Source organism: Chryseosolibacter histidinae (assembly GCF_018598225.1).
In the GTDB taxonomy this organism is placed as follows: Bacteria; Bacteroidota; Bacteroidia; order Cytophagales; family Cyclobacteriaceae; genus Chryseosolibacter; species Chryseosolibacter histidini.
This window is the reverse complement of record NZ_JAHESF010000039.1, coordinates 16,417-32,107: the sequence shown is the minus strand read 5'-3', so window position 1 is coordinate 32,107 and position 15,691 is coordinate 16,417. Positions and strand designations below refer to the sequence as shown.

Below are 15,691 nucleotides of genomic sequence, written 5' to 3'. Positions count from 1 at the left end.
AGCGAGTTATGAAAACATTCCTCCAGCAACTTCTTCTCTTCATTGCGGGCTTCGTGCTGCTGATGGCCATCGGTGTGCTGATACCTGCCTCGCGTACGGCACGGGAGTCGTTCCTTTTTTCCAAGATCGATAAAGACTCGCTTTTAAAGAATACGCCATCGCCCCGTATTGTGCTGGTGGGCGGCTCGAACACCAGCTTCAGCATCAACAGCCAGATCCTGAAAGACTCCCTGCACCTCAACCCTGTGAATACGGGCATCAGTGGTGCGCTGGGCCTGCTCTACATGCTCGACCATTCACTCGATGGCATCAGGCCTGGCGATGTGGTGATTGTTTGTCCCGAATACACACAGTTCTACGGTGATGCTGCCTATGGCGAAGATTATCTGATCCGCGTTATCATGGAAACCGCGCCAGGTGAAATGCTGAAGCTGCGCGGCAAGCAGCTCTCCACCCAGCTGGCATTCCTGCCACGGTATGCCTTCAGCAAGTTCAAGCTCACGCAATACCTTCCCCGCGAAGAATCGCCCGGGCAGGAAGCCACGCTCGATGAGATCGTATACAAACGTGTTGCCTTTAATCAATACGGCGATATGTCGCGGCACTGGACCATGGAAAAAATTGATGTAGCACCCTACGCCCGCATCGACCAGCGTTTCAATGAGCAGGCCATTGACGCACTCTACGAATACAGAAAGCAGGTGGAAGCACGGGGCGCCAAATTGTTCGTAACGTTTCCCGCTTTTCAGGATGAATCATTCGCCAACCAACGCAGCCAGATCAGCCGGATCGAGCACTCGCTCAAGTCAAAAGGTTTTACTTTACTGGGGAACCCGGAGCGTTATAAAATGCCTGACGAGCTGATCTTCGACACACCCTATCACCTCACAAAAGCCGGCGCACAGATCAGAACGCAGCTGCTGATAGAAGATCTTCGTAAAGCAAATAGTAGTGAAATAGCCCTCAAAGGGTTTTAAACCCTTTGAGGGTTAGGGTTAAGCTGCAGCTGATAATATTCATCCTGCTCACGCCGCAATTGGTCTGAAAAACGGCCGCGTGGCATGGTCACGTCGAGATAGGTGAGCACTTCGTCGCGGGCGATGTCGCGGTTCAGAACACATCCTTCGGCGAGGCCCATCGGCAGCAGGTGCTGCTCATAGGTGATCTCCGCGGTTTCGCACTGGCCGTAGGTCATATAACCGCCAATGCCATCGATCTTTTCTCCTGCTTTCAGATCGATCTTGGCCGTACACACAACGTCTACCCTGGGTGCTCCGGCGGGAGCGATGGCAGCGTCATGGAACAGCACAGCCCTTGCGCAGGTGAGCGGCGCTTCGAAGTGGCAGAGGTGATACGGAATGTAGAACAGATACAACGGGCCTTCTCCCAGCTTGTACAGGTTGAGAAAATGTTTGTGCACCGGATGATCATGCATGCCCACCACAAATACACCGGGGGCTGGCTCCGCACCCACTACATAGTCTACAATGCCCTGGCCATTTTCGAGCGCCGAGAAAGGAAATAGCTTCAACGCTTCCTTCAGCGGCGTTCCCGGTTCAACGGCCGGCCCGAACATTCCTCTTCGGCCAATAGACATGCCCGTTGCGTTGGCCACCAGCGCCTGCTCGAACGAGATCTTGGAACCATCGGCAAACGATGTGACCATCGAAGGGCGTTGCCCCCACTTTTTAGCAAACCCGATCTGCGTGGTTGGATTGCGGTAAGGATCGTGAAGCCCTTTGATATTGCCGCAGAGCACAGGCCTTACACCAATCGACCTGACAAACCGGTAAAGGTTCATCTGTACACCTGGCTGGTCGCCATCCACGTTTGTAAACACAACCCCTGCCCTGTCCGCATACATTTTCAGTATCGGGCCAACGGTAGCGTCAAGCTCGGCATTCATCATCACCACATGTTTCCGGTTCCTGATGGCCTCGTATACCACCCGCGCGCTGAACTCTACGGCGCCCGTAACTTCGATGACGGCATCGATATGGTCAGCGGTGCAGAGTATGGACGGATCTTCCACAATGGTGTATTTCCCCTGCAGGATCCGTTCCTCCAGCACGCTGCGGCTGCCGGTGATCACGTAATCGTCGATGCCCGCGTCATGGTACGCGCTGATGGCTCCTTCGAGGGTACGGTTAAAGATAGCCACGAGCATCATGCCGGGCACAGACTGGATGATCTGCAAGGCAATGCCTTTTCCCATAAACCCCGCGCCTATCAGGGCCACACGTACGGGATTCTTCTCTTCATGTCTTTTGGCGAGCGCAGTATCTACTATGATCATATCGGGTTGGTTATTTTTTCTTGTATTAACACAGGATGATAAGGTTGATGGCGCAGGTCGCGCTCAGAGATAACGGAGGGTGCAACGGGCCAATGAATGTTGAGGGCCGGATCGTCATAGCGGATGCCAGTTTCTGCGCCCGATGTATAATACTGGCCCGCCATGTATTGAATGGAGGTGTGGTCTTCCAACGTGATGAAGCCATGCGCGAATCCCTCGGGCACATACAACATCCGGGCGTTCTCGCCGCTCAGCTCCACGCTGATCCACTGCAGGTATGTTTCTGATTCCGGCCGCAGGTCCACGATCACGTCATAGATCATCCCGGAAGTACAGCGCACAATTTTGGTCTCCGCATAGGGAGGCATCTGAAAGTGCAGGCCACGCAGCGTTCCTTTTTGTTTGTTGTAAGACATACTCGCCTGAACAAGCTCGGCGTTCAGTCCCATTTGCTCGTATTCCCTGCGGCACCAGACGCGTGCAAAAAAGCCGCGCTCATCTTCAAGGCGTTTCACGTCGATAATAAAAGCGCCTTTTAACTTTGTTTCGGTGAAGATCATAAGTGCGATCAAACGTAAGCCAGCACTTTTTCAACCGCGTCTTTGCTGTGGGTGCCATTGACCCTTTTATCCCACACCTTCCAGGGTGCCTTGCCGGATTTCCACAGGTCTTCGAGATAGTATTTATCACGCAGGGTATCCATGGGCTGCCAGAAGCCTGCATGCCTGAAAGCCGAAAGATTGCCCGATCGCGCAAGTTTCTCGAGGGGATCGCGCTCCCAAACGGTAGCATCGTCTTCGATCAGGTCGATGACCGACGGCTCGCATACAAAAAAACCTCCGTTGATCCAGGGTGTTTCACCGTTGAGGGGTTTCTCCTGGAATTGGTGTACAAGCACCTCGTCCTGCGCCAGCGTAAATACACCGAAGCGTCCAGGCTGCCGCACCGCTGTTAATGTGGCCAGCGTGTGCTGACGCTGGTGAAAAGTGATCAGGGCACGGATGTCAAGGTTGCTGAGGCCGTCTCCGTACGTGAGGCAAAACGTCTCATCGCCGATATAATCTTTTACCCGCTTCAGCCTGCCGCCGGTCATGGTGTCTTCACCGGTCTCTACGAGCGTCACCTTCCATGGCTCGGAAGCATTGCTGTGGATCTCCATGTTGTTGAGGCCCATGTCGAACGTAACGTCAGCGCTATGCAAAAAATAATTGGCGAAGTAATCTTTGATCACATACGATTTGTAACCGCAGCATATGATAAAATCATTGATGCCAAAGTGAGAATAGATCTTGAGGATATGCCAGAGGATCGGCTTGTTGCCGACCTCCACCATGGGCTTGGGACGGATCCCACTTTCTTCACTGATCCTTGTACCGTAACCGCCTGCGAATATCACTGCTTTCATATAGAGAATTTTAAGTTTGATTGACAGGGTTGTTTGTTTTTGCCGATGAAGCGGCCTGCACCGGTTGGCGTGACCTGAATAATTTGCTGAAGCCCGCATAACACGCGCGCCCCAGCCGGAAGAGCGATCGTTTGATGATGCCGCCGATGGTGAACGGCAGGATGGTAAAGCCGTAATTGCAGAGGATACCCGCGGCGCCGCCCAACGCTGTGAACACACGCTCGGGAAACACCACCCGCCCGAATACAGGAGAGCGGAACATCACCTCGGCAAAGGCGTCGTAAGCCATTTTTGCATGCGGGAAATAGCCGGTGAACCACGATTCGCCATAGACCTTCACGTATTTCCTGTTATCGCGTGATGTGCCCCCAAGCCACTTGTTGTACCCGACGAAATCGAAGTTCTTCACCTTTCCCGCGAAAGCGAGGCTGGCCACAAAATGATAGTCGTTGCCAAACACATTTCTGCAGGGGATCGCTTCACCAATTTCTCTGCGCATCATGCCATGGAACATTCCGCCATAAACAACCTTGGCGTAAAATCCAATGCAACGGAGGCTCGCCCGCTGTTGCTCGAAAGTGAAGCCGTTCTCAACATGCGCTCGCTGGCTGCCTTTCCAGTATTGGATGGAGCCCGACACCAGTGAATACGCGCGTTGATTTTCGAGGAACCACACATACCGGAACAGCACCCCGGGTTCGATGGCGTCATCATCGGCCACCCACATGAAATATTTTCCCGACGCATGGCGAAGCACAAATTCGAAGTTGCCCACCAGCCCGATATTGCTGCTCTGCCGGTAGTACCTGAGCTCACGGTGTTCAGCCACCAGGCTGCCCAGTAGCTCGGCCGTACGATCTTGCGAACAATTGTCGGAGATGACGATCTCTATATTGGGATAATGCTGATCCCAGACCGATCGTAAAGCTTTGAGGATCCTTCCGCCACCGTTATACGTGGGGATGCCGATGGAAACCAGGGGATAAGCGTTTGACGCTGACGGAAAGAATACACTTTTATTGGGAGAGGCCATGGGTCAGGCAGGGGTAAGTACGGACGATTGACCGACAGCCTGGCGCTCCATTACATCGTGATAAATGCGCATGAGCATCTGGTAATTTTTTTCCGGCGTATAGTGCCACAGGTAGGTCTGCCGCGCATTATACCGCAGGAGCTCGCAAACGGCCGGCTGTGTCTCGAGCATCGACACCTTGCTGAACAGGTCGTCTTTGTCTCCTGCCGTAAAATGGAGGCCGTTAACATTATCGGCGACGATCTCCGCCAGGCTTCCCAGCCGCGACGCGATCACCGGCGTACCCGTGCTGAAGGCTTCGATCACGGCCAGCGGAAATCCTTCATAACAAACCGAAGGCACGATCAGCGCGCGGCATTGCTTGAGCAGGCTGATCACACAACCCTTGGGCTGAAAACCAAACCAGCGGATGTTGCTGTGCCGCGCCACGTAACGTTGCACTTCGCCCCGCAATGGGCCGTCGCCTACAATAACCAGGCTGAACCCGAACGCTGCCGCGGACTCCAATGCCAGGCCGATGCCTTTTTCGGAGGATAACCTGCCTGCATACAGATAAAAATTCTCCCGGGTAGCGCCACCTGTTCCATGATCTTCGGCGAAATTGGGCTTCACGGCAAATTGCCAGTCGTGAATGCCGACCTTCGACTCGCTGAATGTATTTTTGGCAAAACGGCTCAGCACAATGAACCGGTCTACTTTGCTCTTCCAGGTTCCGGCCAGGTTGTGAAAAGATGCCATGAGCGCAACCGCCGCGGTGTCAATGACCGAGTTCCGGTACACGCCTTTAACGATTGCATCGAGCGGAAACACGGAATGCAAACTGCGGTCATAAATCTTATCGTGGTAAAGGAAAACTCCGCTGGGGCAGATCAGCCTGAAATTGTGAAGGGTAACAACAACAGGAATGTTGAACCGCTTGGCCGCGAATAAAACAGAAGGAGAAGCCAGCGGGAAAAAGTTATGAACATGTATAACGTCAGGCTCAACTTCCCGTATCCTCTTCTCAAGTGCCTTGGCACTCTGACGGTTATAAATGATTCCAACGCCCGCTGTCAACTTCGAGAACCAATCGCGGATGTCATGGTTATCGAAGATGACCTTTTCCACCACATGTCCGTGGTCTTGTAAAAGACCGGACTCCATTTCAAAGACCAGGTCTTCTCCTCCCGCATGCTGATATTTATTATGGATCAATAAAACTTTCATGCTCCGCAGGTCATTTTTCAAATGCCCGGGCATAACTATTCAGTTATTCCCCGGCAAGAATTTATACTGTAAAGAACTTCCGTGAGCGCATGATCCTCAATGAGGAAGATTTCCATTGAGAATGATTGAAATCATCGTGATTCAGACACAAACCTTACATGCGTGCTAAATCCTTTTTTAGCCTGTGTCACTCATCTTCAAATCAGGCCGTTCATCGACACCCGTTTTAAGTCGGTGCCTTGCACGGTAGACTTGCACCATCATTTTAAAAGGCCAATTTTTTTACTCAGTACTGATCAGTGAGTGAGTAGTGACAAGCGTTAGGGGAAATATCAAAGTACTATTTTTTAATATTTCAACTGGCCATTAAACAAGTGTAGCACCCAAACCTTCACCCGTGTAAGCGCAATTACATGGGCAGGGAAAACTATTACCTAATCTATGAAAATGAATCGAGCCGGATTTGTATTAGTATGTTTACTATTCATCATGCAGTGCTCTTATGCTGCAACCTACTACGTCTCGCTTGCGGGGAATGACGCCACCGGAGACGGAAGTTCAGGCAAACCATGGCGCACGCTGCGTTACGCCGTCACCAGGGTTCCTGCCAACCAGGGACACATCATCAAACTCGCCGGTGGAACCTATGTAGAAGCCGGCCTTGTGGAAGTGCCCCTCGGCGTCAGCATCGAAGGCGCAGGCAAGGATGTTACCATCCTCAAGGCAGCCAGCGGATTTTACTATTATCCGGCCACCCCTGCTTTTGCCGTCGATAAATTCCTGATCAGCCTCAGCGCCGGATCGCCTCAAAACGGAAATCAAAGTCTGAAGGGCTTCACCGTTGATGGCGATGGCAAAAAGCTCCACGGCGGCATCTATGTACGCAACCGTAACAATGTGCTCATCGACGGTGTGAAGGTCACCAACACAAATTTTTCCGGCATCTGGTTATGGGACGTAAAAGACACCCGCCTTACCAATTCCAACCTGTTGAACTGCGCCTGGGGAAGTGCTGCGTGGGTGAGCGGCGCCCTGGACCTCGGTAATGCCGAACGCCTGGAGATCGACAACTGTGTGATCGATGAAGGAAAAGGTTACGGCATCAAATTGCTCGGCCCCGGTGTGGGCACGTTCAACAAACTGAAGATCCATGATTGTACCGTAACGGTTAACCCCATAGGACTGTGGAACAACGGCTCTGCGCCGAACATCTCCATCGAGCTGATGAATGCCTACATGACCGACTGTGAGATCTACAACTGTTATGTAGACAACCACATTTCGCTTGCCAACAACGAGACGATCCTGTCTAACGGCGTGAAGACCATGCGCGTTCACCACAACACCATCGACATGGCCAAACGCGCAGGCGGAAGAGGCTACGGCATCGAGCTCAGCATCCACGATGTGGAGGTCGACAACAACTATTTCATTAAAGGAAGCTATGGCATCGCCCACTGGGGGAAACAGAAAAAGAACTGGAACATCCACCACAATGTGTTCTACTGGATCGAGTCAGGCGGATATCCGGGAGACGTGCTCCGTTCACAGCAGAGTGGTCTGAACAACGTGAAGTTCTATAACAATACCATCGAGATGGTAGGCACAAGAACGACCAACCTCATAGGGATCTATGGCGGTACCAGCGCAAACGTGGAGATCAAGAACAACCTGGTGATCAACAACAACACAGCGTACAGCTATTACCCGAACAAGTTCATTCACCTCGAAGCCGGGTTATCCATCGCCAACCTCCAGGTAGCGAACAATTTGCTTGACAGGCTCGCGATGAGCACCACGGCCGGACAATATTCCGGAAACCTTTCAGGTGATCCGCAGGTATCCAGGTCAGGCAACAGGCCCTTCCCCTACTATACACCCGTTTCCGGAAGCAGGCTGATCGATGGCGGTATCAACGTGGGCCTTTCGTTCACAGGCTTACGCCCCGACATCGGCGCATCGGAGTCAAGCGGCACGGGCACTACACCATCCAATAGCAATCCTACCGTGAGCATCACCAGCCCGGCCAATAACGCAACCGTCAACCAGGGCACCTCTGTTACCATCGCCGCCAATGCATCAGACAGCGACGGAACGGTAAGCAAAGTAGAGTTTTACTACGGATCGACCCTGTTGGGCACGGATACGTCAAGTCCTTACAGCTTTGTATGGTCCAACGTCGGCGCCGGAAGTTATGCACTCAAGGCTATTGCCACAGACGATAAGGGTGCAAGCACAACCTCTTCCCCTGTGAGCATCACCGTGCTGGCACCTGTTGAGCCTGTCGCGCTTCCGGGTACCATCCAGGCAGAGAATTTCAGCGCCATGTCCGGCATCCAGCTTGAGAGCACCAGCGATACCGGTGGCGGACAAAATGTTGGCTTCATCGAGACCGGCGACTGGATGGACTACAAAGTGACTGTAGCCACTGCAGGAAACTATCAGGTGCAATACCGCGTGGCGAGCCCTGCCGCGGGTGGAAGCATTCAACTGAGATCGGGTGCAACCACGCTGGCAACCACAGCGGTGGCAGCAACCGGAGGCTGGCAGACCTACCAGACCATCAATGCAACGGTGAGCTTACCTGCAGGTTCGCAAACCTTAAGGGTATACGCTGCCGCAGGAGGATTCAACCTCAACTGGATCCAGGCCAGCGCTGCCAGCACTACACCTCCTGTTTCTTCGGGGCTTCCCATTCCCGGCATCGTACAGGCTGAAGGTTACACACAGCAGAGTGGTGTTCAGAAAGAGGCCACCAAAGACACCGGAGGCGGTGAGGATGTGGGTTGGATCGAGACCGGCGACTGGATGGACTACAACGTGACCGTGGCCGCTGCAGGAAGTTACCTGGTACAGTACCGTGTGGCGAGCCCTGCCGCAGGTGGAAGCATTCAACTGAGATCGGTCGCAACCACACTGGCAACCACAGCCGTGCCGTCAACCGGAGGATGGCAGACCTGGCAAACCATCAATGCAACGGTGAGCTTACCCGCGGGCGCGCAAACCCTGAGGATATACGCTGCTGCCGGTGGTTTCAACCTGAACTGGGCACAATTCAGCGCCGTTACAGCTTCCGGTATTACTATCCCGGGTGTTGTGCAGGCAGAAAGCTACACCCAGCAGAGTGGTGTGGTGAAAGAAACCACCAAAGACACCGGAGCCGGTCAGAATGTGGGCTGGATCGACACCGGCGACTGGATGGACTACGATGTAAATGTGATCACCGCCGGAAGCTATACCGTACAATACAGGGTATCAAGTCCTTCAACGGCTGGAAAGATCCAACTGAAAAAAGGCTCCACCATCCTGGCCACTACATCGGTTCCCGCTACGGGCGGATGGCAGACCTGGCAGACCATCACAGCCACGGTGAGCCTGAGCGCAGGACCGCAGACCCTCAGGCTGCAAGCTTCTACCGGTGGATTCAACCTGAACTGGATCCAATTCACCAATGGCCTGATCACAAGCGCCAGCGCACGCGTAGCGGATGACGGCGAGCTCGCCATAGAGGAAGGTTTTGTACCGGCGAGGATCTTCTCCCCCAATGGCGACGGCCTCAACGATACCTGGCAATGGTCCGATCCTGAGACCATGACCAACTGCAGCGTGGTGATCTACGACGGCGCCGGCAGACAGGTTTACCAATCGTCAGGGGAGCAGCTTAGCTGGGATGGAATGTCACAAGGCAAATCATCGCCTTCAGGCGCTTACTACTATGTGATCACCTGCGATGGCAAAAAATTAACCGGTTCACTTCAAATCGTCAGATAAGAAAAATCATCATGAAAAAAACAGCGATATTCCTATTCGTTCTCTCAACGCTACTGACCAGCGCATGGGCACAGGCACCGCGGCAGAATTACCGCCAGTTCTTCTTCAATCCTTATCTTTATAATTCGGCTTTCGCCGGATTGAGTGGTAACAAGGAGCTGAATGTTGTATACAAAAAACAGTTGATGGGTTTCAAGGATGCGCCGGCTTCGGTCGGCGCCAACCTTCAGCTGCCCACCAGCGGCAAAGTGGTGCTCGCCTTCAATTTCACCTCCAACACAGAGGCGCTCCTGCGCAATACGTCAATGACGGGAACGTTCGGATACGTTGTTCCTATTGATAAAAACCAATCCCTGCGTTTCGGACTCACGGGAGGGATCGGCCTGAAACGGCTGAACCTCACAGCGGAAGAGCTGAACACCGGCGACCCTGCCATGATCAACGCCGCTTCGGCAAACTATTATGCCGATGGCAGGTTCGGTGTGGCCTACACCAACGCAGGTCTCAGGATCGGCGTGGCGCTCACCGAGCTGTTTCAGTCAGATCCCTTCGCGGATGAGTTCAACAAGTTCTCCATCGCCAACCTGCAGAACAGGACCTATTCGGCGAGCTACCGGTTCAGGCTCGATCAGTTTGAACGGTTCGCCGTGGAGCCTTATGTGATCTATCACCAGGCCGCCGATAAAACGTACAACGCCTGGGAAGCGGCAGCACTGGCCCATTTCCACAACAAGGTCTGGACAGGCGTGAGCTACCATCAGCAAAAAGGCGCGGCGTTGTTCTTCGGACTGGATGTAATGGAAAAGCTACGGTTCAGCTACAGCTACGAGTTCCCTCCTTTCCGTTCAGATGTATCGACGTTCAGCTCGCATGAATTACAACTGACTATTCGCTTAGGTAAAAATAATGACGCTGCGAAACCTGCTTACCCGAGCAGGTCGATGTCAAGGTTTCGGAAGTAAGAATGGGTGTACTCCTGGCTCCTTACTTCTTTTCCTTTTACCCAAAACAATCATTACAAAAACAAACCACTGTTATCGCCGTGAAGAGAAAGTTGCGCTAGCTTACTGGTATTCTATACATTAATCGCGGGATTATGAAAATACTTCTGGTTTTAGCGCTCCTGGCAGCGATCGGGCTGCTGCCCTTTATTTACGGAAGACAACACAACTTCATCTATGTTTCAACATCGGGCAACGATGCTTCAGGAGACGGAACCCGGGAAGCTCCCTGGCGAACGATCCATTACGCCACGACCCAGGCGAAGGAAGGCCAGACACTCAAACTTTCTGATGGCATTTTTGCAGAAGAACCTTTTACTGTTCCACCCGGCGTAAACATAGAAGGTCAGGGCAAAACCAGAACCATCATCAAGCCCAATCCCTCGTTCTATTACAATCCGCCCAAGCCTGGCTTTACACCCGAAAAATACCTGATCCATTTCAGCTCTCCCGAACCTACGCCCGGCAACCAGTACATCAAAAAGCTGATGATCGACGGCGAGAATAAAAGGTTGCATGGTGGCATTTACATCAACCGGAGAAATGGATTGCATGTTGAAGATATCAGGATCCAGAACACCAACTTCAACGGTCTCTGGCTCTGGGACACCGACGATACCCGTGTTACCAACGTGGAGCTGAAAGACTGCAGCTGGGGAAGTGTTGACTGGTGCAACGGCGCGCTCGATATCGGCAACGTAAAAAATATCATCATTGAAAACTGCATCATCGATGAAGGTACCGGCTATGGCATCAAAAGCCTCGGACCTGATAACGCCCAGGCCGTTCAGCTGGTGATCCACCACAGTCACATCAGCGTCAATCCCAAAGGTCTCTGGAACAATGGCATGGCGCCCAATATCTCCATCGAGCTGTTCAACCTGAAGAACTCACAAATTCACGACTGCTATATCGACAATCACATTTCGGTGGCGGGCAATGACACGCTTTCGGCTGAGAAGTCCATACGGATCCATCATAATACGATAGACCTGGATAACCGTGCGGGTGGCCAGGGTTACGGCATCGAGCTAAACATCAACAATGTGGAGGTGGACAACAACTTTTTCATCAAGGGCTTCTACGGTATTGTGAACTGGGGCGCAGCCAAACAGCAATGGGATATTCACCATAATGTCTTTTACGGACTGCAGTCCATTTACCCAACGGAGGTGTTACGGTCGCAAACCACGGGTCTTCACAACGTCAGGCTTCATAACAACACCGTCGAGCTTACCGGTACAACGCCGGTCAACCTCGTTGGCGTGTATGGCGGCAACAGCAACGGCATCAGCATTATGAACAACCTGGTGATCGATGCCGGTGGAGACAAAACATCCCGTTTTAACGAAGTACTGTACACGGCCACCGGCACCACCCTGAATGGTGTGGTGATCAGCAGCAACTTCTTTGAAAGACTGTCGCCATCGGAGGCAAAAAAATATCTCAAGGAAAATTATACCGGCAAGCACGGCATCATGCGTTCGGGTAACAAGCCACTGCCCTACTACATGCTGAAGAAGGGAAGCAGCCTGATCGATGCCGGCCAGGAAGCTGGCTACGCTTACGAGGGAAAGATGCCGGATGTGGGCGCTTATGAATACAAAAACTAGCTCAATGGATCCCGGAGATCTCCAATAGTCCGGCCAGCGCACGAATGTCGATTTTCAGGTCTTCACTGTTCTCATAACGGTCTTCACGATCGGCAGGCACCGCTCCTTCCGCCAGCAGGTAATAATAGTCAAGGTCTATCTGGCTGCACAACGTCCAGTACATGATGTTGACGGCGCGCGGAGAAAGTATTTCAATGACCCGGGTACCGGGATTACAGAACACAATATTGGTGAGGCCTGCTCCGTGCGGCGCCACCACAACGGAAGCGCTATTGAGCATGGCTACCTGCTCGGCAAACGACAACGATTCCAGCAGTATGTTCCTGAACCCAAACCGGTGCAGCAGGTCGATCACCTCCTGCTCGTTGACTACCCTTCGGTGCGCCACCTGTCCGCGGCTCAGGTATAAGCGGAGCGCGCGCGTGGTGTGGTTGATGTTGTTGATCTTACCTGGTCGCTGCCGCAGAAAACTGTTTCTTAAAAAATCGCAGGTCCAGCGGGGAATGTGGCCGGTATTTCCTACCAGGGAAGGAACGATCAGCTCTTCAGCTTTCAGGTAGGGATGCCAGTGACTCGACCTGATCTTCCGCTTGACGAGGCCCAGCTGGTGCAACGTTTCGATGTGAAACCTGGTGATGTAGTCGTTGACGAGAAAACAGTCCACGTTGCTCCAATCCACACCCGCCCGGCGAATAAGGTCGAGCCGTGGAAGCACATCGAACATCCAGTGATAGTAGCCCCTTCCCGAAGGCGCGCTGAGCACGGCCGTTCGTCCTTTAAGCTTCTCGAGGGGCAAAAGGATCTTGCCCGTGTAAAGCGCATGTCCCATAGGCAGCTCGTGATATTCGCCGCGCACGATCTCTTTGGATACCTCTGTCAGCAACTGATTGTCTGTGGTGATCACCTTGCAGTCTTCCCAGATCCTGGCATCATGAAGGCAGGCCACAAAGGTTGAAGGCAGCACCTCCGACTGCCGTTCCATGAACTTCCAATGGACGGGCCCAATTGTTTTTGGAACAGGCCGCTGAACCGTTACGGCAGGATGGATCTCTTTGCACCAGTTACCCTGGCCACCGGAGCTGGTCACCCATGCCGCCACTGACTTGCATACAGTGATCGTCATATCAGCCCCCGGCGATTTTCTGACAGCAAAGAACCGGGCGCGTGCCGCCAGCGCCGAAGCAACGCGGTACAGTGGCAACACAAATGCTTTCAGGCGGGGATTGCGCTTGATCAGGGCATAACTCCGCATCGTGATTTCATGAATGAGATTCATATTTCCCCACGGGGGCTTGTGGTCCGTTGATGCCAGCAATGGTATTGTATAACCGTGAGATCTTTTTAACTTTTTCTGTCCAGGTTTGCGTTCTGGCAAAGTGATAGCCGTGCCTGCCGAATGCCAATCGTTTTTCGGGATTATGGTACATGAACGCAACGGCCCGGGCTACTGCACCAACGGTCTCGGCAGGCGTTGTTACCGGCACCTTGATACCACATTCGTCGGGAATATGATCGCCCGCCCCCTGGTGGTCGAGTGTAATGATGGGAAGACCGTAAGCCATTGCCTCCATAAACTGCGAGCCGAAAGAATCACGCAGGCTGCACAGCAGGAACACATCATGCTCCAGGTATGCCTGGCGCGCAGCTTCCCACGACACCTGGCCGAGCCAGCTAACCTTGCGCTCCAGCTGATATTGCCTGATCCAGCGCGGAACTTTGGAGCCCGACTTCCCATTACCCAATATGGTGAGGTGAAAAGGCACCTGCACAAGCGACAAAGCTTCCAGCACCAGTGGCAATCCCTTGCGGGCAAAAATTCTTCCCACCCAAAGGATCTTCAGCATTTTTCCGGATGGCCGTGGCTGAATGCTGCCGTTGAAGAAATCTTCTGATAGTCCGCTATCCAGAAAGATCCTGATATCGCCGGCGCTGTATCTTCTGGCCATGCGCAGGGTATCACGGTTGGCTACCAGGATCAGCCTGGCCTGCCTGCACACTTTTCTGATATCGGGATTGAAACGCAACAGCAGGTCGCTGGTCCGGCGGCGCAACACTTCCATGAGCCATGACGCACCGAAATATTTTTTAAAAGCGCGGGGTGCAAAGTTTCCACCACCTACCGGTCCGAAGATCATGGGTTTGTTCAAACGCCAGAACCCCGAACCCAATTGAAAGCTCGAGAGGGTGATGTGAAGCACCAGGTCAAAGTTCACCAGCTTGTCTGCCCGGCGTGCAACCTGTGCGGCATTGTACTGCCATAAGAGATAATGAAAGTAAACAAAGGGTTGAAAGCGGTAGAGCCAGTTAGCCCAGGCTGGCGACGGAACATAAATGAAATGCAGGTTCAACGTATGATGTTTTTTTAGCTCCTGCTCAATGGCCTCTCTGCCATCAGGCGTAGTAATGCACCATACCTCGTGCCCCAGCCTGGCATGCTCGAGAGTCCAGTTCCACCCTACCCCCGGCTCGGAGCCGCGGTGAGGAATGCATGCGTACGCAGAGATCAGCAATTTCATACAGAAAAAATCAAGCAAAATATCCGAAGATGCGCTGGAGATATCCCTTCAGCAAATGCAAGGGCACCAGGTGCGGCGCGGTGTTACGCAACGTATACACCGTGAAGTTCCGCAGGTTGCCACCACCCCTGATGCTGAACAGGTGGTTGTAATAATTTTTCAATGACCGGTGCTTCCTGATCTTGTGATCACCACATTCTTCCGGGTATGTGCACAACCTCGCATCGTAGTTACAATAGATCTCAAAACCTTTGCGACCAGCCTGGTAGGTGAAGTCGTAGTCGGCCATGTAGTGCGGCAGGGCTTTCTCAGCAAACAACCCCACGGTTTTAAAAACCTTTACAGGGATCAATAGGCCTCTTCCCGGAAAAAGTGAAACACGGTGCAGGCCGTGATGCTGATCTTTGGTGAGCCGCGGCAAAAGGTGTTTGTAGGTTCCCCAGGTTGCGTCGATGATCTCACCGCCGTAATTGGACTTACCGGTTTTTATGTCGATGTCAAGCGCGCCCAGCAATGCTTCCGGTTTCTCTGCCGACCAGCACATCATAGCGTTCATAAATTCAGGCGCCGCTACGGTATCGTTGTTCAGGGTTAAAATATGGGTGGCTCCCTGCGATATCGCGTAGTTGATGCAGAGGTTGATGGCCGGCGTCCAGAACAGGTCACCGGTGCCGGGCAGCACGATCACTGTGGGGAACTCGGTGCGCAGCATGTCTGCCGTGCCGTCTGTGGAACCATCGTCGACCACAATGACGCGGAATTTTTTCCAGGTCTGATTCTCCAGTGAGCGCAGGCAATCATGCGTCAATGCCTTTCTGTTGTGTACGGGTATGATGACAAAAACCATAGT

Annotated in this window: 12 protein-coding genes; 4 read left to right on the top strand and 8 right to left on the bottom strand. The window is 52.9% G+C overall.

Features of this window, described 5'->3' with window-relative positions; all coding sequences use genetic code 11:
- Positions 1-8 precede the first annotated feature (8 nt).
- The gene (locus KK083_RS25925; RefSeq protein ID WP_254168912.1) at positions 9-977 is read left to right on the top strand and encodes a hypothetical protein; all 969 of its coding nucleotides are present in this window, start codon (positions 9-11) and stop codon (positions 975-977) included.
- Here KK083_RS25925 and KK083_RS25920 read toward each other — a convergent pair.
- The 5 genes from KK083_RS25920 to KK083_RS25900 are packed head-to-tail and all read right to left on the bottom strand — an operon-like array spanning position 974 to position 5,940.
- Complete coding sequence (locus KK083_RS25920) at positions 974-2,296, bottom strand: NAD(P)H-dependent oxidoreductase (protein ID WP_254168909.1); 1,323 nt, start codon at positions 2,294-2,296, stop codon at positions 974-976. The two genes, KK083_RS25925 and KK083_RS25920, sit on opposite strands and share 4 nt — an antisense overlap.
- Positions 2,293-2,856: a dTDP-4-dehydrorhamnose 3,5-epimerase gene (gene rfbC, locus KK083_RS25915; protein ID WP_254168907.1), complete on the bottom strand. Its 564-nt coding sequence runs from the start codon at positions 2,854-2,856 to the stop codon at positions 2,293-2,295. Before rfbC ends, KK083_RS25920 begins: the two co-directional genes overlap by 4 nt.
- Before the next feature lie 8 nt (positions 2,857-2,864).
- A complete protein-coding gene (rfbF, locus tag KK083_RS25910; RefSeq protein WP_254168904.1) occupies positions 2,865-3,701 on the bottom strand; it encodes a glucose-1-phosphate cytidylyltransferase in 837 nt (278 codons plus the stop codon).
- A 10-nt stretch (positions 3,702-3,711) separates the two neighbouring features.
- Entirely contained in the window at positions 3,712-4,734 is a 1,023-nt protein-coding gene (locus tag KK083_RS25905) for a glycosyltransferase family 2 protein (RefSeq protein ID WP_254168902.1), read from the bottom strand.
- Between the two features lie 3 nt (positions 4,735-4,737).
- On the bottom strand, positions 4,738-5,940 hold the full coding sequence (locus tag KK083_RS25900) for a glycosyltransferase family 4 protein (protein ID WP_254168900.1): 1,203 nt from the start codon (positions 5,938-5,940) through the stop codon (positions 4,738-4,740).
- A 489-nt stretch (positions 5,941-6,429) separates the two neighbouring features.
- On the opposite strand from KK083_RS25900, the gene KK083_RS25895 reads away from it, so the two are divergent.
- The 3 genes from KK083_RS25895 to KK083_RS25885 all read left to right on the top strand — a co-directional run bounded on the left by KK083_RS25895 (position 6,430) and on the right by KK083_RS25885 (position 12,325).
- Positions 6,430-9,711 carry a carbohydrate-binding protein gene (locus KK083_RS25895; protein WP_254168897.1) on the top strand — a complete coding sequence of 1,094 codons (3,282 nt, stop codon included), beginning with the start codon at positions 6,430-6,432 and terminating at the stop codon, positions 9,709-9,711.
- Positions 9,712-9,722: 11 nt separating this feature from the next.
- Positions 9,723-10,673, top strand: coding sequence for a PorP/SprF family type IX secretion system membrane protein (locus tag KK083_RS25890; protein ID WP_254168895.1), 951 nt, complete (start codon positions 9,723-9,725; stop codon positions 10,671-10,673).
- Positions 10,674-10,807: 134 nt separating this feature from the next.
- Entirely contained in the window at positions 10,808-12,325 is a 1,518-nt protein-coding gene (locus KK083_RS25885) for a right-handed parallel beta-helix repeat-containing protein (RefSeq protein WP_254168893.1), read from the top strand.
- A gap of 1 nt (position 12,326) precedes the next feature.
- Here the strand turns inward: KK083_RS25885 and KK083_RS25880 are convergent, their stop codons facing one another.
- From KK083_RS25880 to KK083_RS25870, 3 genes are read right to left on the bottom strand one after another with little or no spacing between them, the layout of a single operon-like run.
- Complete coding sequence (locus tag KK083_RS25880; RefSeq protein ID WP_254168891.1) at positions 12,327-13,601, bottom strand: glycosyltransferase family 61 protein; 1,275 nt, start codon at positions 13,599-13,601, stop codon at positions 12,327-12,329.
- Entirely contained in the window at positions 13,585-14,841 is a 1,257-nt protein-coding gene (locus tag KK083_RS25875) for a glycosyltransferase family 4 protein (protein ID WP_254168889.1), read from the bottom strand. The genes KK083_RS25880 and KK083_RS25875 overlap by 17 nt, the downstream gene beginning before the upstream one ends.
- 10 nt (positions 14,842-14,851) lie before the next feature.
- Complete coding sequence (locus tag KK083_RS25870; protein WP_254168887.1) at positions 14,852-15,688, bottom strand: glycosyltransferase family 2 protein; 837 nt, start codon at positions 15,686-15,688, stop codon at positions 14,852-14,854.
- Positions 15,689-15,691 lie beyond the last annotated feature (3 nt).